Annotated in this window: 16 protein-coding genes; 3 read left to right on the forward strand and 13 right to left on the reverse strand. The window is 52.7% G+C overall.

The genetic code is table 11. The features are described 5' to 3' along the window. Positions 1-48: 48 nt before the first annotated feature. The 10 genes from JWJ90_RS09800 to JWJ90_RS09845 all read right to left on the reverse strand — a co-directional run bounded on the left by JWJ90_RS09800 (position 49) and on the right by JWJ90_RS09845 (position 12,730). Positions 49-1,674 (reverse strand): hybrid sensor histidine kinase/response regulator, encoded by a 1,626-nt coding sequence (locus JWJ90_RS09800; protein WP_205227044.1) that lies wholly within the window; start codon positions 1,672-1,674, stop codon positions 49-51. 3 nt (positions 1,675-1,677) lie between these two features. Then, the gene (ercA, locus tag JWJ90_RS09805; protein WP_205227045.1) at positions 1,678-2,838 is read right to left on the reverse strand and encodes an alcohol dehydrogenase-like regulatory protein ErcA; all 1,161 of its coding nucleotides are present in this window, start codon (positions 2,836-2,838) and stop codon (positions 1,678-1,680) included. Between the two features lie 199 nt (positions 2,839-3,037). Next, positions 3,038-3,475 (reverse strand): YkgJ family cysteine cluster protein, encoded by a 438-nt coding sequence (locus JWJ90_RS09810; RefSeq protein ID WP_205227046.1) that lies wholly within the window; start codon positions 3,473-3,475, stop codon positions 3,038-3,040. Positions 3,476-3,515: 40 nt separating this feature from the next. After that, positions 3,516-4,547, reverse strand: coding sequence for a histone deacetylase family protein (locus tag JWJ90_RS09815; RefSeq protein ID WP_205227047.1), 1,032 nt, complete (start codon positions 4,545-4,547; stop codon positions 3,516-3,518). Beyond that, positions 4,540-5,148, reverse strand: coding sequence for a GNAT family N-acetyltransferase (locus tag JWJ90_RS09820; RefSeq protein WP_240194862.1), 609 nt, complete (start codon positions 5,146-5,148; stop codon positions 4,540-4,542). The genes JWJ90_RS09815 and JWJ90_RS09820 overlap by 8 nt, the downstream gene beginning before the upstream one ends. An 18-nt stretch (positions 5,149-5,166) precedes the next feature. Next, positions 5,167-8,244: a PAS domain-containing protein gene (locus JWJ90_RS09825; RefSeq protein WP_240194863.1), complete on the reverse strand. Its 3,078-nt coding sequence runs from the start codon at positions 8,242-8,244 to the stop codon at positions 5,167-5,169. Between the two features lie 21 nt (positions 8,245-8,265). Then, a complete protein-coding gene (locus tag JWJ90_RS23730; RefSeq protein ID WP_205227048.1) occupies positions 8,266-9,813 on the reverse strand; it encodes a chemotaxis protein CheW in 1,548 nt (515 codons plus the stop codon). An 11-nt stretch (positions 9,814-9,824) separates the two neighbouring features. Next, positions 9,825-10,229 carry a hypothetical protein gene (locus JWJ90_RS09835; protein ID WP_205227049.1) on the reverse strand — a complete coding sequence of 135 codons (405 nt, stop codon included), beginning with the start codon at positions 10,227-10,229 and terminating at the stop codon, positions 9,825-9,827. Between the two features lie 288 nt (positions 10,230-10,517). Continuing rightward, positions 10,518-11,894: a sigma-54-dependent transcriptional regulator gene (locus tag JWJ90_RS09840; protein ID WP_205227050.1), complete on the reverse strand. Its 1,377-nt coding sequence runs from the start codon at positions 11,892-11,894 to the stop codon at positions 10,518-10,520. 143 nt (positions 11,895-12,037) lie between these two features. Continuing rightward, positions 12,038-12,730 (reverse strand): response regulator, encoded by a 693-nt coding sequence (locus JWJ90_RS09845; protein WP_205227051.1) that lies wholly within the window; start codon positions 12,728-12,730, stop codon positions 12,038-12,040. 404 nt (positions 12,731-13,134) lie between these two features. Between JWJ90_RS09845 and rlmKL the strand changes: the two genes are divergently transcribed. The 3 genes from rlmKL to JWJ90_RS09860 all read left to right on the forward strand — a co-directional run bounded on the left by rlmKL (position 13,135) and on the right by JWJ90_RS09860 (position 17,147). Beyond that, on the forward strand, positions 13,135-15,348 hold the full coding sequence (rlmKL, locus tag JWJ90_RS09850; RefSeq protein WP_205227052.1) for a bifunctional 23S rRNA (guanine(2069)-N(7))-methyltransferase RlmK/23S rRNA (guanine(2445)-N(2))-methyltransferase RlmL: 2,214 nt from the start codon (positions 13,135-13,137) through the stop codon (positions 15,346-15,348). Further along, positions 15,348-15,851 (forward strand): NUDIX hydrolase YfcD, encoded by a 504-nt coding sequence (gene yfcD, locus JWJ90_RS09855; RefSeq protein WP_205227053.1) that lies wholly within the window; start codon positions 15,348-15,350, stop codon positions 15,849-15,851. The genes rlmKL and yfcD overlap by 1 nt, the downstream gene beginning before the upstream one ends. 90 nt (positions 15,852-15,941) lie before the next feature. Further along, positions 15,942-17,147 (forward strand): EAL and HDOD domain-containing protein, encoded by a 1,206-nt coding sequence (locus JWJ90_RS09860; protein ID WP_205227054.1) that lies wholly within the window; start codon positions 15,942-15,944, stop codon positions 17,145-17,147. A gap of 15 nt (positions 17,148-17,162) precedes the next feature. Here JWJ90_RS09860 and rph read toward each other — a convergent pair whose 3' ends face one another. Genes rph through JWJ90_RS09875 form a run of 3 tightly spaced genes read right to left on the reverse strand, consistent with a single transcriptional unit; the run spans position 17,163 to position 20,550 of the window. After that, on the reverse strand, positions 17,163-17,876 hold the full coding sequence (rph, locus tag JWJ90_RS09865; protein ID WP_205227055.1) for a ribonuclease PH: 714 nt from the start codon (positions 17,874-17,876) through the stop codon (positions 17,163-17,165). Between the two features lie 30 nt (positions 17,877-17,906). Then, positions 17,907-18,347: a zinc ribbon domain-containing protein gene (locus tag JWJ90_RS09870; protein WP_205227056.1), complete on the reverse strand. Its 441-nt coding sequence runs from the start codon at positions 18,345-18,347 to the stop codon at positions 17,907-17,909. Positions 18,348-18,384: 37 nt separating this feature from the next. Beyond that, complete coding sequence (locus tag JWJ90_RS09875) at positions 18,385-20,550, reverse strand: RelA/SpoT family protein (protein WP_205227057.1); 2,166 nt, start codon at positions 20,548-20,550, stop codon at positions 18,385-18,387.

Raw genomic sequence — 20,550 nt, forward strand, 5'->3', positions numbered from 1 at the left:
GCAGCCCTTTTTGTATCTCGGAGGTGGTCCTGTATGGTGTCGTTTTTTCTAGCTCGCCTCCTCTTGGAGGACCGAACGGATAACAGGTGCCAGGTCATGCAACGAGACTGGCTTCATCATGAACTCACGAATTCCCGCCTTGGTCACCCGCTCTGGAGAAAGGGCGGAGCTGTAACCGGAGCAGAGAATAATGGGCAACTCGGGCCGCACGGCAAGCATGGTGCGGGCGATTTCAAACCCTGTTTTCCCTGGCATGGTTTGATCGGTAATCACCACGTCAAAGCCCTGCGGATTTCGCTCAAAAGCAAGAAGCGCTGCATTGCCATCATTACAGACCGTGATCGTGTAGCCCAGTTGCTCCAGAAAGCTTTTGAGATAATCGGCGACCATTTGCTCGTCATCCACCACCAGGATCGATTCACTTCCCCCAACCAGCGACTGTGATTCCGGTTGTATCTGTGGCGTTTCAATTCCGGTGACCACGGGGAAAAAGACATTGATCGTGGTCCCTTCTCCTTTGACGCTCTCGACAAAAATCCGGCCTTCATGATTTTCAACAATGCCGTGAACCACGGCCAAGCCCATTCCTGTGCCCTTACCGCTGGGTTTTGTGGTGAAATACGGCTCAAAGATGCGATCGATATTGGCAGGATCAATGCCGCAGCCATTATCAATGACCGAGATTTTGATCCACTCACGCTCTTCCTGAGAGGCGGGAATCGCTTTGCGCACTATCTCCATGGCAAGAGCGATCTCACCACCGTTATCCTCTACAGCATGGAAGGCATTGGTGCACAGGTTCATAACCACCTGGTGAAGCTGGGTAGGATTGGCCAGGATGACGCGATCGGTTACCGCAATCTGCTCTTGAATGGTCACCGTGGAAGGGATAGTTCCCCTTAACAGTTTAATGACCTCCTTGAGAAGAACCCCCGGCTGTAAGAGGATGCGTTTGGTGGTTTCCTTACGGCTGAAGGCAAGAATCTGATTGACCAGCTCCGAGGCCTTCCCCCCTGCCTTTAAAATCTGGCGAATTTCGCGCTGCAGAGCGACCCCTGGAGGCAGTTTTAACAGGGCCAGCTCGGCATAGCCTAAAATGGCGGCCAGGAGATTATTGAAATCATGGGCAATACCACCGGCCAAGGTCCCGATGGCGGCCATTTTCTGTGATTGTCGCAACTGCTCTTCCAGCTGTCGCTGCCGTCGGATCTCAAAGAGTTGATCGGTACGATCACGGATTAATTCCAAGGTGCCTAGTAGTTTACCTTCATGATCATAAATCTCGTTTTCCATGGTTTCCCCAAGAAAGGCGGCCCCGTCTTTCCGCAGAAAACGTCGACTCCAGTCGGTGGGAAAATCGGCATGGCGAAACTTTTCTCCATCCCGCTCATAGAGTATGGTCTGAGGCTGCCCGACCAGTTCCTCGGGGGTATAGCCAAACATGGTGCAAAGCGCTGGATTGGCCTGCTTGATCACCCCATCGGCATCCATCACCACGACACCGTCGGGGATACTGTTGAGGGTCGAGCGAAAAAAGATTCGCTGTTCGTCAAGATCACGTATCTTGGTCCTCAATTCGGGATAATAACTCTTGCGTACCGATCGTTCACCGAGGCCGACAATCGCATCCTTCAGATCATCCCAGCTGTCACCACTAGCGGAGTGATTGGTCATGGGTTAAAGAGCCTCCTTGAAGATAGCCTCAATATCCGCGAGTTCAAATCGGCGCGGGTTGGTGACCATGCAGGGATCGGCAAGCGCTTTTTGCGCCAGAAGGGTGATATCGTCCAAGCGTACGCCCCGTTTATCCAGGCCTGATTCAAATCCAAGCTGCCGTTTAAAGGACAAGACAGCCTCGGCAACCGCCTGCGCTCGCCTCTCCGGAGCGATTCCTTGCATCTGGACACCAAAAATCTCGCCGATACGATCGTAACGCTCAGGGACCGCTTCGTAATTCCGCTTGATGACCGCATCCAAAAGCAGGGTGTTACATTCACCGTGGGGCAGATCAAGCAGCCCGCCCAGGCTATGGGCCATGGCATGAACCGCGCCCAGACTGGCGTTGGAAAAGGCTAGACCGGCTTCAAGGCTTGCAAGCATCATCTGTTCTCTGAGTTCAACATCGTTTAAGTTATCAAGCACTTTGGGGAGAGAGCGCTGGATGAGACGTATTGCCTCCAGGGCATGCAAATCAGTCAGTTGGGAGCTGGCGGAGCTGACATAGGCTTCGATGGCATGGACAAGAGCGTCCATGCCCGTGCACAGGGTCAGATCGCGATTCATGGTCAGGGTCAGACCGGGGTCAAGGAGGGCCAGATCAGGCACCATTGTTTTGCTGATGATGGCAACCTTGACCCGCTCTTCCGTATTGTTGATGATCGCAAACTGAGAGACATCGGCAGAGGTACCGGAGGTGGTTGGCAGACAGATGAGGGGAGGTCCTGGAATCTCGACATTGTCCACCCCTTTGAAGGTAAGGATATGGTTATTATTGGCCGAGACAATGGAAACCCCCTTGGCACAATCCATGGGGCTCCCGCCACCCAGTGCGATGATGATATCGCAATGCGACTGGTGGTAGAGCTCAGCGGCTTCCATGACCTCGTAGTCCCGCGGATTAGGACTCACCTTGTCATAGACAACCAAATCCACCCCGGCAGCGGCGAGAATGGTTTGCGCGCGTTCCAAAAGACCTGCCTGCACAAGCCCCTGGTCGGTCACAATAAAAACTCTGCCAGCACCATAGTTGCGTACATAACGGCCGAGTAATTCAATTGCCCCGTCACCGAAGATAATTTCTGGAGCTAAAAATTTGCGAATATTTAACTCTGTTAACATAGGCTTCCCCCTCCCCGGAGTACCGCTGACAACAGAACATTGGCTGCATAGCCTGTCTGTTCGTATCCTATGTGAAAAACTTTGATGCGTCAAACACCTTCGCCCCGTTCTTCTCTCCAAAAAATAACCTCTTGCCCTCACTCGTATTTTTTAAAACGATAGCCCCTGATCACATCACTTAAACGTCGGCAATCACCATCTATTCAGAGGCTGTAAAAGCACGTCCAAAACGATCCTGCCCCAACAGGTGAATACTGTCGCGAGCAAACAGGTCAAAAAAACTGGTATCAGCCAGCGTACAACGAAATCCGCGGCAGGTGCGGGGCCTGTGATGATAAATTTTACAGCGGTACCTCCCGTTGACTTTCTGCAAAAAGATGCACCCCTTCTCATCGGGATGGATCATATACACCTGTCCCTGGGCCAGGGCCTCGGCCTCCAGCTCTTCCATGGACCGCTCCCGCAGTTGATTTAAGCTGATATCAATACCGACATGTCCCCCCATCTTTTTTATAAAATGCACCTCATCGGGATGGAGTGCGATTTTACGATAGGACTTACAGCAGGTTCCGCACTGTCGGCAGGGAGTAAAGAGAGTGCGCAAGGCGGCTTCGTCGGGAACTTTGAGTGTATTCATTGTGGGCACCCCAAACTCTCTCTATCAGGGATAGCGTTTTTTACAGGGTCCAAAACTGGTGAACCGGATGGTGGGCAAGAATCTTTGCTGCCCGCTGTGAATAGGCAACTCCTGGGCGTTTGCCGCAGGGGGTCAGCAGACTATCCACCGTCGCCAGTACCGAAGCCTCCAGGCTCACAGGGTTGTATCCCCCTTCCAGAATAAAAAGCACCCGGTCATCACAGACCTCGTGGGCAAAAAACTTCAGGAGTTCCGTGACCACAAAAAACCAGTGGGTGGAAAGCAAGGTGCGGCTGATGGAATCATCCTCATGGCCATCATACCCAGCAGACACCAGTATGATCTGAGGGAGGTACTGCTCGACCACATTGCCAAGCACCCGGTTAAGGAGAAAAAGATACTCAGCATCTCCAAACTGCTGATGGACCGGAAGGTTGAGAGTATACCCATACCCCTTACCGATCCCGACCTCCTGGGGCTTTCCGGTAAAGGGAAAAAGTTTTTCCTGATGGATGGAGCAGAACAAGACCTGGTCCGTCTCGTTAAAAACCGCCTGCGTCCCATTGCCGTGGTGCACGTCAAAATCAAGGATTAAAATCCTCTGCATTCCATAAACCCGACGCAGGTACTGAGCAGTGATCGCCACATTGTTATAGAGACAAAATCCCATGCCCCGACCGGGCTCGGCGTGGTGTCCCGGCGGTCGCACCAGGGCAAAACCATAATCAATCTCCCCGGCAACTATCCTATCCGCCAGTTCAAGACACCCACCTGCTGCAAGCGCTGCGGTATAGAGGCTCTGTTCCATAAGATAGGTGTCGCGGTCATAGGAGAACGGATCCTGCACATTGACATGCTCACGCAGTTGCTCCTGATAAAAACTTGAATGTACCGCCTCGATATCTTCGGCAGAGGCTTCGCGGGGCCGAAAACACTGTACGCGTCCCAGGTACGGTTCTGCGGCAAGGCGTGTATACAGACGCCTTAGCCGGGCCGGATTTTCAAGAGAATGTTGAGGGATAGCATGATCAAAAAACCTCTGATCAGAAACAATACCTGGTCGTTTATGCATAGTGATACTGATAAATGGGTTCCTTGAGAAATCGCTCCCATTCCAGGCGATAGAGATAGCCGAGCCGCTGAACCTGCTGATCGGTATACGGTGTTGCCTGGACAAGCTCAAAGCCAAGTTTTTCCAGACAGCGCTGCTGCGCCAGATTGTTGACGTCGGTATACATTTCGACCCGCCTCAAACTAAGACGATCAAAGAGAAAAAGAATCAGGTATTTTTGTGCTTCGGTTCCATACCCCTTTCCTCGCATCTCCGGGTTAGCCACCTTGAGTGCGATGACTGCGGTATTGGGATCCTCAGAACGCATCCAGTAATGGATGGTTCCCAATGGTTCCCCCTCACGCAACTCCATCAAGAAGGTTTTGTTGCGCTTATTCCAGAGCATACCGGACTCGATCTGCCTTTGCATCTCCGTAACAGAGAGATGCTCCGGACTCAGGTACAAACCATAGGCAAGAGGATCGTAGCTCCACCGGGACAAGAGCTCTGCGTCGTGTCTTTCGATACGACGCAGCAGCAGGCGGATCGTAAATAACTTATTGCCAAAGATGGTCATAGCACCAGGGCCCGGAACATGGTGGGCGTACATGGGAAAGGACAATGTTCTTTACCGGCTTTCCTATTTGGTCATATTGTTCACAGCCGTCTGCAGTGAACTGCTTGAGGCCATAAGTCGCTCCAAGGCGCCAACCGTATCGCCCACCGAATCCTGGACCGTCTCTGTCGTCTTCCGGTTATCCCCGGCGGTTTGCACAACCGTTTGGATCTGCTCCATCACCTTTTGCCCATGATCATTCAGATCCGCAGCTCTGCCACTCACGTCGTCAATGGAGGAGGAAATCGTCATGATCCCGCTGGAAATCTCGTCCATGGCGCTCAAGGCCGTGTTAATAACCTTGGAGCCGTCATCGAGCATGCGCATGCCATCCTGCATGGCGGTAATGGTCTGGCGGCTGTCATTCTCCACCATTTTGACGATATTGGAAATATCGACGGCTGAACGAGAGCTGTTCTCGGCCAGTTTGCGGACTTCATCGGCAACCACGGCAAAACCGCGCCCGGCATCTCCGGCACGGGCGGCCTCAATAGCGGCGTTAAAGGCCAACAGATTGGTCTGAGAGGCAATTTCCTTGATAATATCAACAAAGCCACCGATCTTTTCCACCTGGGAAACCAGTGTAGCGACCATCTCGTTATTCTGTTGCATGGAACGATTAATCTGCTGCATCTTTTCGCCGGCCTCTGCTCCGGCCTTACGTCCATTTTCCGCTTCCGAGGAGACGGAACCGGCAAGCTGATTCACTTTTTCACTCACCCCCAGCATCTCAGTGGAAGAATCCAGCATCCGACGAATGGTGGTTTCCGAGGTATCGAGGCGCACCACCTCCTGCTCGATCGCTTCGTTCATGACCTGCATATCCTCCTTAACCTGCTCCATTCGCTGTTGGGAATCAACGACCAGGCTGGCGACCTCCCTGCTGGCATTGCTGACCAGCTGTTCCACCTCGGCCTCGGCACTGACATCAAGAACAAACTCAAGCGCTCCCTTAATGTTGCCCTTGGCATCTTTTATCGGTGCGCCGGTGTACTTGATGGCTATTTCCTGGCCATTGATCTGGGCCACGGTTTTATTGGAAATCACCTGATCGGTCTGCATGGCCTGGTTGCAGGAACAGTGCTCTGTACGACAATGGCCAGTGTTGAACAAGCTGTAGCATTTTTTTCCAATCAACTCGTCGGCACTCTGGCCAAGCGTCTGCGCTCCAGCCGGGTTAATGTAGGTGATGGCAAAATCGGTATCAACAGAGAAGATCGGTGTGGGAATAGCGTTGAGATTTTCAATCTTCTCATTGGCATCCTGGCGCTGACGTGCCTCATCGGTAATATCAAGAACAAACTCGAGCGCGCCGGTGATATTGCCTTTGGCATCCTTGATAGGGGCACCGGTGTATTTAATGGGCATGATCACCCCGTCACGTGGTCGGGCGATGGTCTCTTCACTGAAAACCGCGTCACTGTTCATAGCCCGCAGACAGGCGCATTTCTCCGTCTGACAGTGCGGTGTCTTAAAAAGTTCATAACACTTGCGACCAATAGCCGTATCAGGGGTCAGACCAACGGCCGCTGCCCCTGCAGGATTCATAAAGGTGACAGTAAAATCGGTGTCGATCGACATGATCGGTGTGGGGATGGCGTTGAGGTTCTCGATCTTGGTGTTGGCGTCGTGACGCTGACGCGCCTCTTCGGTGACATCAAGAATAAACTCAAGCGCTCCCTTGATATTGCCCTTGGCATCCTTGATGGGAGCACCGGTATACTTGATGGGAACGATCACCCCGTCACGCGGCCTGGCAATGGTTTCCTCGGTGACGATACCATCGGTTGCCATGGCCTTGGCGCAGGCACATTTCTCGGTTCGACAGTGGGGCGTCTTAAAAAAATCGTAGCATTTCTTGCCCACCATCTCGTCCGGGCTCAGTCCCACCACCGAAGCTCCCGCCGGATTCATATAGGTAATGGTGAAATCGGTATCAATGGACATGATCGGCGTGGGGATGGCGTTGAGATTTTCGATCTTCTCATTGGCCATCTGCTGCTGCTTACTCTCCTCGGTGACATCTAAAACGTATTCAAGCGCCCCCTTGATATTACCTTTGGCATCTTTGATGGGAGCACCGGTATACTTGATGGGAATAATCACCCCATCACGTGGCCGGGCAATGGTCTGCTCAGAAACCACACTGTCGGTTTTCATCGCCCGCATGCAGGCGCATTTCTCCGTTTTACAGTGCGGGGTTTTAAAGAGATCGTAACACTTCTTGCCTACAGCCTCATCCGGGCTCAACCCCACCACCCCTGATCCGGCCGGGTTCATGAACGTGATGGTGAAATCGGTATCAATGGACATGATCGGCGTGGGAATCGTATTGAGATTTTCAATTTTCTCCTCAGCCATCTGCTGCTGCCTGGCCTCATCGGTGACATCAAGCACGTATTCAACCGCCCCAATGATATTCCCCTTGGCATCCTTGATCGGGGCGCCGGTGTACTTGATGGGCACAATCACCCCATCTTTCGGTCGGGCAATGGTCTGCTCGGAGACCACACTGTCGGTTTTCATCGCCCGCATGCAGGCACATTTTTCGGTTTTGCAATGCGGCGTTTTAAAGAGATCAAAACATTTTTTCCCAATCGCCTCATCCGGAGTCAGCCCGGCGACCCCGGCCCCGGCTGGATTGATAAAGGTCACGGTAAACTTATCATCGATCTCCAGAATCGGAGTGGGGATAACATTCAGGTCGGTCTCCATCTGGTTGAGCCGCGCTTCCAGTTGTTTTTCCCGGGTGATATCCGCCATAACAACCAGAGTTTGCCCATCTCCACCAAGGGGACTGGCCTGGGAACGGTAATACCTCAGACCGCTGCCATTATTGTGCACGGCTTCCGCCATGACAGGTTTGTGCAACCGTGCCGCCTTTTCCACCGGGCAATCCTTGGTGCCGCAAAGGTGCAGACTACAGGTCTCTTCGCAGGTCATTTTGTCGATAACCTGGGACGAAGTCAGATTGAAGGTGTCATAAAAAGCCTTGTTAGCCCAAGTGATCGTACGTTTTCCATCAACCACAAACCCCACTTCGTTGCGAGTCTCCAAAATGCTCATGTCCAAACCGGCAGGTGTATTTGCTCCAGTTGCCATCGTTCCCTCCATCATCCTTTCTTAAAGTGTCGCATCCGACTGTTCACCGGGGCTTTGCAGACCACCTGCGCAGCACGCTGCTGCCAGCATTGCCTCCCCTGAAGGGAGTACTTCTTCAATCTTCAGGTGATTACGCAAAATATTGGCTACATTGACAACCAATACATGTTCCTTGAGTCCCTCATCGTTGATAAATTCAATGAGTCGATCCAGGGTATCTTTCTTGGACTGCAGCTCAGGCCGCAGCGAAGGGGTTGTATGATATTTTTCCTGTTTATAAATGGTGGTAATCTCATCAACCAACAGAGCCACCATATTGCCCCCCGCCGTGCCGATGATCAGCTTATCTTCCTGGCCCAACTCTTTACCGAGCACATTATGCTCCGGGCAGGTATAGAAGTTGCGCAGACTCATCACGGGGACCACTCGACCGCGTAGATTGATCACCCCCTGAACCATCCCCTGCTCACTGGTGAGCTGAATCAGATCTCCGCAATCGATTATTTCCTGCACATCTTTGAGTTCAATGGCGTAATGTTTGCCAATACCAAAAATAAGGTAGCAGTGTTCGGTGATAATATGGCGAGCCGAGGGCTCATCTTCCTGGATGATATTCTCTTTATTACGCCGTAGCTTGGCCATGGCGCTGATCTTATCGACCTGGGTTCTGATCAGCCCCTGCACATTGAGCAGCATGATATTGTCAAATTTCTTTGTCGAGCAGACCCCCTGCAGATGGGGCAGATGCTCTCCGGGGATAGGGAGAATCTCATCCTCTGCCACCACGAGAATCTGATGCACCTTATCCACAATCAGACCAAAAGAGAGGTCCTCCGAATGCATCACCAGAATGCGGGAATCTTCTGTGGGCATGAGATTCTCTGTGGAGCAGCCCAAAAGAACAGCACTGCAGAGCACAGGGATGGTTTGCCCGCGTAACTGCAGGGCCCCCTGCACTTTGCCGCTTTGAAAGGTTGCATCAATATTGTCGAAAAAACAGATCTCACGGGCCTCAGCCACCGGGACACCGTAGACCTGATCACGGCAGGAGTAGAGCACAAACTGCTGGTAGGTTCGTTGCCTGGTTGAGACAGCTTCCACCTGGCTCTGCCCTGCCTCATCATCTACGGAGCAGGGAAAAAGCCGTTTTAAATCGATGAGTTCCAGGGTTCGTTGACCATAATCCAATTTGATGAGATCGGTGACCACACTCTCCTGGTTCATGAGAAAGGAAGGGAGATGTTCAATGGACTGCGGCCCGATCCGGAGAACATCGCGTATATCCTCCACCAGGAGTCCATACCGTTTGCTCCCCCCCTGGACGACAACGACCTTGGCCTCTGAGCCGTACGTGGTCGTGGCAAGAGCCAGTCGTTTTTTCAGGTTAATGACCGGGATAACATCACCACGAAGCGGCATAATCCCCTCTAGAAAATCGGCGCTCGTCGGCAGGGGCTGGATTGGCTCATCCAAGACCAGTGCTTCCACAACCTGTTCGGCGGGCATGGCTATTTCAATGCCGCTGGACTGATCAAGAATAAATGAGGCAAATAACTGTTCTTTAATCACTGACTTCTTCCTTAGGGTGTAAGTCCGGAGGATATATCCCTGGCAGGGGTGCTGCGAGCCTCCAATCGGTTGAGCACCGCTTCAACCTCGCTGAAATCACTATCCTGATAGGCAATGAATCGGGGGCGGAGCTGGTGTGCGGAGGCAACTGTTTCAGCATCCGCATCGGGAAGGATGAGAACAAAAAACACCTGCTCCAAACGAAAGCGAAAGGGGGACAGAGCCTGCAACTCCTGTCTGCTCTTTGCCTGGAGTACAATGGTTTCCGGTAAGGGGTCCGGCGTTTGAAAATAGCGACGCAACTCCTGCATGTTCCAGCAATCGGTTAACGACTCCAGATTATCCAGAGCCTTGATGGAACGTTTAAGTCGCTCACCACTTTCTGTCTGGTTCGACCGAAATAACAGCACGTTCATGATAGCCTCTCTTCAGTGTTCGAACAGGTCCCACACTGTTCCCTTTGGAGAAGGCAAAGAACATGCCAGAGCGCGCGAACCGGGGATTAAAAAAAAATCTCGTATTCACAATGAATTGTGACTGATTGGCGCGCGAGACACACCAGATACAAAGCGATAGACTGTTAACTTTTGTTGACAGTGTTTTGTAAAGTGAACGAACAAAAAGAGCGTGGAGGGAAATGCGTAGAGGATTCTGTCAATGCGCTGTATTTGGTCTTGAATACAAAGCGTATGAAGCCGGCAACATCAGGTATACTTTTTCAGCAACTGATAGAGGCGGGTGCGGGAGAGACCGGAGACACGCCCAGCCTCCATGATGTTGCCTTCGCATCGGCGCAACAGGCGCCGGGTATAATCGCGTTCAAAGGCTTCCTTTGCCTCACGCCAGCTCAAAACTGCTCCATCAGAATCGCAGACGACGGTATTTGCGGAGGGCTGACACTGCACATTGGCTCGGGCATGGGCGGTCCGGATGTGCAGGGGAAGGTGCTGGGAAAAAAGTACAGGAGAATACACCGCCTGGGCAAAGGCGGATTCGATCGCCTGGGAGAGTTCATGTACGTTGCCCGGCCAGGTATACGAGCAGAGCAGCTCCATGACCTCGGGCAGGCATTCTTTGGGCTCCTGGCCGTAACGATGGACCAGGCGAGAAAGAAAATGATCGACCAACAGGGGAATGTCCCCCTGACGTTCCCGAAGCGGCGGCAGGTGCAAACTGAGCCCACGAAGACGATAGAGCAGGTCTTCACGAAACTCACCCTGCTGGGTCAGTTGAGCCAGATCACGATTGGTAGCGCATATCAGGCGAAAATCACTGTGACATTCTTCCTGACTGCCCACCGGACAAAACGTTCTTTCCTGGAGCACGCGCAGAAAACTTTTCTGGGTGGCCAAAGGCAATTCACCGATTTCATCGAGAAAGAGCGTTCCCTTATCGGCATGACGAATCAACCCCCGGTTGGACCGATCTGCTCCGGTAAAAGCCCCCTTCACATGACCAAAAAGCACCGACTCCACCAGTTGTTCCGGCAGTGCCGTGCAATCAACCACTACAAAATTCCCCCGTGATCGGAGGCTGTTGGTATGTATGGCGCGGGCAAAAGCCTCTTTGCCCGTACCGGATTCACCGGAAACCAGCACACTGGTTTCTGAGGCGGCGGCGTTGGCAAGGATCTCGAGACACTGCAGAAAACGGGGACTTTCACCGACCAATTGATCCCGCTCGACTGCTTCTATGGCCGCTCGCTTATTGTGAATAGCCTGCCGGTATTGCAGTGCTCGGGTTAACGGCAGGGAGATCTCCTTGATGATGGAACTCTTTTCGAGGTAACACCAGGCTCCATGGCGGATAGCCAGCTCGGCACCATCCGGATCGCCCTGACCGGTGATTATAATCACTTGGGGGGTGGACGGAACAGTGCGTAACTGTTCAATGGATTTCAATCCATTCCCATCAGGGAGATAAACATCAAGCAGAATGATGTCAAAATCCCCCTCCTGAGCGCTTTGCAGCCCCGCAGCCAAGGACATGGCCGTCTCGGATTCATGGTCCAAGCTCTCAAGTTTGTCGGCCACGGTTTCAGCGAGCAGGGGATCGTCATCAATGATGAGAATTTTTGCCATGTGATTTGCAATCAGCGGTCATTTTCAGGTGAGTGGAACTGAAAGACAGCCCCATACGGATTGAGCAGTCGCACTGGCTGTATTACATGATTTTCCTTAAAAATTGTCAAGTACTTGCATTTGTCGGCTCCGAATGAAACCATTCAGCGACCGCTCGTCTCCACGGAATCAGCAGAGAGAAATTGGCGAAGGGTTGCCACAAGCAGCCTCTGATCAAGAGGCTTCGAGACAACAGCTTGAATTTGGGCATGATCGATATCATTTTTCGTGAGACTCTGGCCATAACCACTCATCATAATGACCGGCAACTCAGGGTTGTGTTTTTTAAAAAAGGTGCACAGCTCAATGCCATTGCACGAAGGCATTTCCAAATCCGTCAGCAGGAGATCGTACTGGATTTCACTGTTCTGCAGATGTTCCATGGCAGCGATTCCGCTTGTCAGACTACAAATGGACAGCGTATGCCCTTTAAGGTAGAGTCTAATCACCTTGAGCACATCCGGCTCATCGTCAACGACTAGAATTCTCCCCTGCAGAGGGCCCGTTTGTATTGCCGAGCTGGGTTCCACGGGAGGCATAAAGCCACGCTTCGTTTCTCTTGCGGAACTTTCCTGAAGTTTTCCGACCAGCTCTTCACCACGATCACAGGCAGCAACGATGCGTAATAATCTTCGCTGCACAGTACCGCCGAAATCGTTTTCCTCCTCAATCATCTCTACATTGGCGCGAATAACACTAAAGATATTTTTCATACCGTGGGCATGCTCCCGGCTAAGTCGACTGACTTGCTTGGAGCTGGAATCAATAACTGTTTTTGATGTATGAAACGGATGCATAAAAACATTCCTCACGAATAAGAGGGCTTAGGGCTACCGCCCTTTTTTTCAAGAAAAGGGGAGAGATTTTTGTCGTCCGGGGAAGGTTGTTCTTGTTTACTTCCCGATCAAGAATGACTATGCTGCGCCGATATAGGGTGCGTGAAAGTCAAGGACCTGGCTCTATGTGCTTGTCTCCTCCTATCCTTTATATACCAATTTATGGACGCATAAAAATCAGGTGTCTTTTTTTATACCCCCCGGTGTTCATTATTACTGGTAGAAAATCGTGTTCAATGCTTGGGCAGGCCCCTGCCTGTAAAGCTCTTCTGATATAATTTCGCTTACCAAACGACCTGCTTCCCTCCTGATCGCTGTTGTCCTGATGGCTATTTGAGGTTTCGCTCGCGTGAATCTTTGAGAATATGAGTACATACCGTCTTCGTCCTACGGCCCGTAAGAAAAAAAAGCAACCGCTCCGATTTACCGCCACCTGTGGTTTTGGCCTGGAAGAGTTGGTTCGAGAAGAAATCAACAGTTTTGGCGGCAACTCCATCGAGACCAGCCCTGGAGCGGTCAGTTGGAACGGCACCCTGGAGACCGGTTATCGAGCCTGTCTCTGGTCACGCTTTGCCTCACGCATTCTGCTCGAGCTGAGCCGTTTTGACGCTCCTGACACCGATGCACTCTATACGCATGCTGGCAAGATCCTCTGGGATGATCACTTCACCACCAAGTCGACCTTTGCCGTGCATGCGACCCTGGTCAACTCGGCAATCACCCACAGTCGTTTCGCCTCGCTGCGCATCAAGGATGCCATTGTCGACCAGTTTCGGAAACGCTTTGGCAAGCGCCCGGACGTCAATCCTTTAAGCCCGGATGTTCGTCTCAACCTCCATGTCAACGGCACCGGTGCCTCACTGTCCATAGATCTCTCCGGCGACAGCCTCCACCGACGCGGCTACCGAACGGGTTCCGGCGAAGCGCCACTGAAAGAGACTCTGGCCGCGGCCATCGTCCGCCTTTCAGGCTGGCTTGACCGGGCCAATTCAGAGCCGATCCTCCTTGACCCCATGTGTGGTGGTGGCACCCTGCTGATTGAAGCGGCGCTGATGTACAGCGACAGCGCCCCTGGCCTCTTACGCAAAAGCTTTGGTTTTATGGGCTGGAATAAACACGACCCCCAGCTCTGGGATCGATTGATCCAGGAGGCACTTGATCGTGAAGGTCAGAATTTACCTGAAGTCTGGCCCCAGTTCCTGGGTTTTGACGCTGATCCCAAAGTTGTGGCCGCAGCCCGTAAAAACGTGATTGCAGCCGGACTACGCAACGTAGTGGTCATCAAACAACGCCAGTTGGCCCGGTTAGAGTCCCCGGGTGCCCACGGCACTCTACTCACCAACCCGCCCTATGGCGAACGACTTTCTGAAAAAGAAGCGGTCAAATATCTCTACCGTTGCTTGGGACGCACCTATCAACACCATTTTTCCGGCTGGTCTCTGGGATTTTTTACAGCCAACCCGGATTTTGGTGAGATGCTCGGTGTGGAGTGGCAACAACGCTATCGCCTCTTTAACGGTCCCCTGAAGTGTCAGCTTTTAGTCGGCCATGAGAGCCGCTTAACCGATCGCACCCCACTAAACTGGGCGTTTAAACCGCTTGAAGCAGGGAGCCCCGGTGAGGATCTGGCCAACCGGCTCATTAAAAATGCAGAACGTCTGTTCCCCATGGCTCAGGCCGAGGGAGTCACCTGCTTTCGTCTCTATGACGGAGATATTCCAGAATATAACCTGGCCGTGGATATCTACGAAGAGTGGATCCATGTGCAGGAATACGCTCCTCCAGCTTCCATAGAGGCCGGCAAAGCCAAAGAACGGTTCGAGCTCAGTCTTAAGGTCATTCGTGAAGTCTTTGACCTACCCCACAGCCGTATTTTCATCAAAACCAGACAAAAACAGAAAGGCAGTCAGCAGTACCAGAAAAAATCCAGCGTTGGGAATCTCTTTGAAGCCCATGAGGGAGGGGGCCGCTTTCTGGTTAACTTCACCGATTACCTCGACACGGGCCTCTTTCTTGACCACCGCATTACCAGAGGACGTATCAAAGAGCTTGCTCAGGGAAAGACTTTTCTCAACCTCTTTGCCTATACCGGATCGGCCACCGTGTACGCAGCTCTGGGGGGAGCGACCTCGACCACCACGGTGGATATCTCCGAGACCTATCTCACGCGGGCTCAGTCCAACCTTGCCTTAAACGGCTTTGGTGGTCCCCTGCACCAGGTCATTGAAGCGGACTGTCTGGCCTGGCTGAAAAAGACCAACGATCGTTTTGGGGTGATCTTTCTTGATCCCCCCACCTTTTCCAACTCGCGTCATCGCAAGCAGACCTTTGATATCCAAAAAGACCATAGGGAGTTGATTGAAGAGGCCATGCGGCACCTGGCCAAAGCAGGCGTACTGATCTTCTCCAACAACTTCCGGCAGTTCAAACTGGCCCCGGAACTTGAGGAACTCTTTGAGATTCGCGAAATCAGCGAGGAGACCATTCCCTTTGATTTTGGGCGCAATCGAAAGATTCACCGCTGTTGGGAAATCCGCCACCCGTTTAACCCGACAGAGAACGCCAGTGAGGTCTTCTGATGGAGCCCTATAATCCGGCTGAGGAGATCGTGGCCATTGTTGATAAAGACAATACGGTTATTGGTGCGGTCACCCGTCGGATTATGCGTCAGCAACGACTTATCCACCGGGCCTCATATATTCTTGTGTTTAATACTCTGGGGGAACTTTTTATCCAGAAGCGAAGCCAAAATAAGGATATTTACCCTGGATACTGGGACCTGGCAGCAGGTGGTGTGGTCCTTGCCGATGAGAGTTACGAAGAATCGGCCAAACGAGAACTGAAGGAGGAACTGGGCATAAGCGGAGTAAAATTGCGTCCACTCTTTGACCAGTATTATGAGGATGCCGAGAACTGTGTCTGGGGGCGTATCTTTGCCTGTACCAGCAACGGCCCTTTTTTTCTTCAGCAAGAAGAAATCGATTATGGCCGCTTTGTAGGGCTTGGAGAAATCGAGGAGCTCAACGCGGTTGAACCGGTGACCCCGGATGGGATGTCGTTGCTTGAGAAACTTCCCCATTGAGGGAAAGCCAAACTTACGCTTAATACTTGGTTTCAAAGCTCATCTGCCCTATACTGCTTGCAAGATTAACTTCGCAGTATATGAGGTTCCATGGATGTTTATATAGCCAGGCAACCTATATTTGATGCCCATAAAAAGATCTTTGCCTATGAATTGCTCTTTCGGCAGTCGCAGGGATTACAGCTGGGTCAACTCAGTGGGGACAGGGCCACGACCAGCCTGCTCTCCACAGCCTTTCTTACCGAAGGTATTGAAAAGGTTGCCGGAAACCGCCCCTGCTTCATCAACTTCACCCAAAATCTCCTGCTCCAGGAGATAGCTCCGACCTTTCCCAAAAACAAGATCATTATAGAAATCCTTGAAGATGTGGAAGCGATTCCCGAAGTTGTCACCGCCTGCAGGCGTCTCTCTGAGCTCGGCTACATTCTGGCGCTTGATGATTTTGTCTATGAAAAGAATCTGCTGCCGCTCATTGAGCTGACCAACATCATCAAAATCGACTACCGTCTCTCCACCACCGATGAGATCGAACGTATGCTCTATCGGCTCAGCCGGTTCAGCATTCGCTTCCTTGCGGAAAAGATCGAGACCTACGAAGAGTTTGAACATGCCCGCAAACTGGGCTTCCATTATTTTCAAGGCTACTTCTTTGCCAAGCCCGAATCACTGAAGATTACGGAAATCGCCTCCAACAAAATCAGCCTGATCAATCTGCTGACTGAGATCAACAAGGCCGAGCCCACGGTTGATCAACTGGAAACCATCATTGAAACCGATGTCTCCATCTCCTATAAACTTTTACGCTACATCAACTCCTCGTTTTATCACCTGCTCAAAGAGGTGGACTCCATCCGCCAGGCGATTATCTATCTGGGCGACCAGGAGATTCGCCGCTTTGTCACGCTGGTTATTGTTTCCGAACTGGCTGCAGAAAAGCCACCGGAGCTGATTCGGCTTTCGATCATTCGAGCCCGCTGGTGTCAACTGGTGGCTGAAGACTGCAAGCAGGTCACAGACAGCGGAGAGTTTTTTTTACTGGGCCTCTTTTCCCTGATCGATGCCATCTTGGATAAGCCAATGCAGCAGGTGCTGGAGATGTTGCCACTCTCCGACTCCATCAAGGAGGCACTCAGCAGTAAAGAGGGCCCTTATTCCCCCTTTCTCCTGGTGCTGCTTACCTATGAAAAAGGGCAAACCAAAGAGTGTCTATGTAATCTGCGTAAAATCAAGGCAGCCCCGGCCAAGGTATATGATCACTACCTGGAGGCGGTTCAGTTCTCCTCAATCCTTTCCTGAGCCGCCCCTGTTCTTCTAGAGTTCCGTCTTGCCCTCCCAGAGGGTGAAGAGTTGGTCGATTCCCCTGGTGGCCAGCTCAGCCATGGAGGTGAACATCTCCGGCTGAAAGGGCGCCCCTTCAGCGGTGGATTGCAGCTCAATCCAGCGACCATCACCGCTCATCACAAAGTTGGCATCTACATCCGCGTTGGAATCTTCACTGTAATCAAGATCAAGCACCACCTCGCCCTCGACCACACCAACGCTGACGGCGGCCACCGGTAGAATGGAGGGCAGCTTGGCAAGCATCCCCTTCTCCACCATCTTTTGCAGGGCCAGGCGAAGGGCCAGAGCCCCACCGGTGATTGATGCGCAGCGGGTACCGCCATCGGCATTGATGACATCACAGTCCACCCGCAGGGTGTGCTCTCCAAGCTCGGTGAGATCAACCATCATCCGTAATGAACGACCGATCAAACGCTGAATTTCCAAGGTGCGTCCCGATTGGCCGCTGCGTGCCTCACGACGGCCACGACTGTGGGTCGCGCAGGGCAGCATCCCGTATTCGGCCGTGATCCACCCCTGCCCCTTATCCTTGAGAAAGGGGGGGACTTTCTCTTCCACAGTGACTCCACAGAGAACATGGGTGTTGCCCATCTTCATCAAAACAGAGCCGTCTGCATGGGGCTGCAGGTTATATTCCACCTGCACCGGGCGCAGTACATCGGCCGGACGGTTTCTTGTCAACATAGTATTTCCTTTGGGGCTGTAGCAGATAGGTTAGAGAAAAACCAGGGTAATCCCCGGATTGGCCCGATTCAGATCCCGGTGCTGGGCAAGAAAGGGGTATTGACGCAGGAGCTGACGGCCTCTGCCGGAACGGCCCTCAAACTGCTCACCGGCAATGACATTGCGAATGGTTCCCTGGTGCTTGAGATAGGCCAGCTGCTCCTTAAGCGCCTCCTTGATGGCTCCGCCCTGCCCGCTTGAACCATACCCATGAATCAGGGTCAACACCTTACAGCCCAGGCTGCGGCTGGTGAAAAGCTCACTCTCAAATCGCTTCAGGGCCTGCTCGACCAAAGGCTTGCCCCGCTCCAGATTTACCTGCCGATGGAGTACACCGCGCTGCTGAGGACTTCCACCAGTGCAGGGAGATCCGCAAAAGGGGCAAGAGGTATGCCCCGGCTCAACTTCGTTTCCACAGACAGGGCAGATCATGATGCGTGCTCATTTCGCTTCAGCATAATCCAAACGGTTATTTTCGCCGCACCTCGATCACCTCTGGCATCTGCAGCAGATGCTGCTGCAGCCGCTGCAAGTGTTCCAGGTTCATGACTTCAATCAGGACATTGATCTCGGCAATGTTCTCCACCGTGGTCCGGGCATTGAGTTCAACAATATTGGCATCATCGGCGCTGATAGTCCCACTGATATCGGCAAGCAGGTTCTTGCGATTTTCAGAGCGAACCACCACCCCTGCCCGGTAGGTGCTGTTGGGGGTCCCGGACCAGGAGACATCCAGCCACCTGGCCGGATCTGTCGCCTTCAGGTTGAGGCAATCAGCCTTATGCACCGACACGCCCGAGCCGGTGGTGATAAAGCCGATAATGGCGTCACCGGGTACGGGCCGACAGCACTGACTGATTTTAATCAACATGCCATCCACACCATCAATATCGATGGTTGTTCGTCTTGAGGGCTCGTTTTTCGCTGCCTCGGTGGCCCGTTTGGCCCGTTCGACCATCTCGGCGATGCGTCTTTTTTCCTCGGCTTCGCGAAATTCTTCCGGCTGCAGGGTCCGCAGCAGGTGGGGGACGGTGATGGAGCCACTCCCCACACGCACCAACATTTCATCCAGAGAATTGCAGTTGAGTTTTTTCAGCAGCAGGCGCAGGTGCCCACTTTTGAGCAGCCCCTTTAAGTTCACATCGTATTTCTTCAGTTCGCGCTCGCAGATTTCCCGACCGAGTTTGAGCGAGCGCTCTTTTTCTTCACGACGCAGATACTGACGAATGCGGGTTCGTGCCCTACTGGTTTTGACCAGCTGCAGCCAGGCCCGGCGGGGGTGCTGGTTTTTCTGAGTCAGGATCTCGACAATATCCCCACTCTGCAGCTTATGTTTAAGCTGCACGATCTGGCCACTAATCTTGGCCCCGACGCAGGTATCCCCCACCTCCGAGTGAATAGAGTAGGCAAAATCAATGGGGGTGGAGCCATGGGGCAGTTCCCGCACCTCACCAGAGGGAGTCAGGGCAAAGACGTCGGGCTCAAAGAGCTCACCACGTACCGACTCCATGAACTCGCTGGGGTCTTCGACCTCCTGCAGCGATTGAACCAGCCGCTTGAGCTCTTTAAAGAGCTTGGCATCGCCGCTGGTGATCTTCTGCCCCTCTTTATAGGCCCAGTGAGCGGCAACACCTTCCTGGGCGACCCGGTCCATGTCCTCGGTACGAATCTGAATCTCGATGAACTGGCCATCGGGGCCGGAGACCGTGGTGTGCAGCGACTGATAATTGTTGGATTTCGGGGCGCTGATCCAGTCTTTGATCCGGCCGGGGACCGGTGTCCAGTCGGCGTGGACCGTGCCCAGGGCCTGGTAGCACTCCTTTACCGTGCGCACGATAATGCGAAAGGCGACCTTGTCGTAAACCCGCTCCAGGGGAATACGCTGGGCAACCAACTTTTTATAAATGGAATAGAGGTGTTTGGGACGGCCAATGATACGTACCGGCACGATCTTGGCAGCGTTGAGTTTCTGATGCAGGATATGAATGACATCATCCACATAGACCTGGCGCTCTGCCATGGTCGATTCCATATGAGCGGCGAGATCGGCGTACTCCACTGGCAGCAGATAACGAAAGGCCAGGTCCTCCAGTTCCCGCTTGAGCCACTCGATGCCAATGCGTGAGGCCAGTGGCGCATAAAGATCCATGGTCTCCCGGGCCTTAATCCGCCGCTCCTGCTCATCCACCGCTTCCAGGCTGAGCATATCCTGTAGACGATCGGCAAGCTTGACCAAAAGCACGCGAATATCGGCGCCCATGGCCAAAAGCAGCTTACGGATATTTTCCGCCTCATGGGCCAGATGCGAGTTGTAGCGGACATTGGTGATCCGGGTGGCCCCGTCGACGAGGTTGGCCACGTCCTGTCCAAACTTCTTTTTGAGTTCATCCAGATCTGCGACGTGTTCTTTAATGGTTCCATGCAACAGTCCGGCAACAATGGTGTCCAGATCAAGACGCATTGATGCCAGGGTGGAGCCAACAGCCAGCAGGTGATCGACATAGGGCTCGCCGGTCGCATAAAACTGACTGCCGTGTCGCTCTTGAATAAACTCCCAGGCGGTATTAAGAGGGCTTAAGTCAACATCACTTAGATAGCCGGAAGCCAGGGAGCGCAGTGGTTTGATATCCGACAT

This window comes from Desulfobulbus rhabdoformis (genome assembly GCF_016919065.1).
Taxonomy (GTDB): domain Bacteria; phylum Desulfobacterota; class Desulfobulbia; order Desulfobulbales; family Desulfobulbaceae; genus Desulfobulbus; species Desulfobulbus rhabdoformis.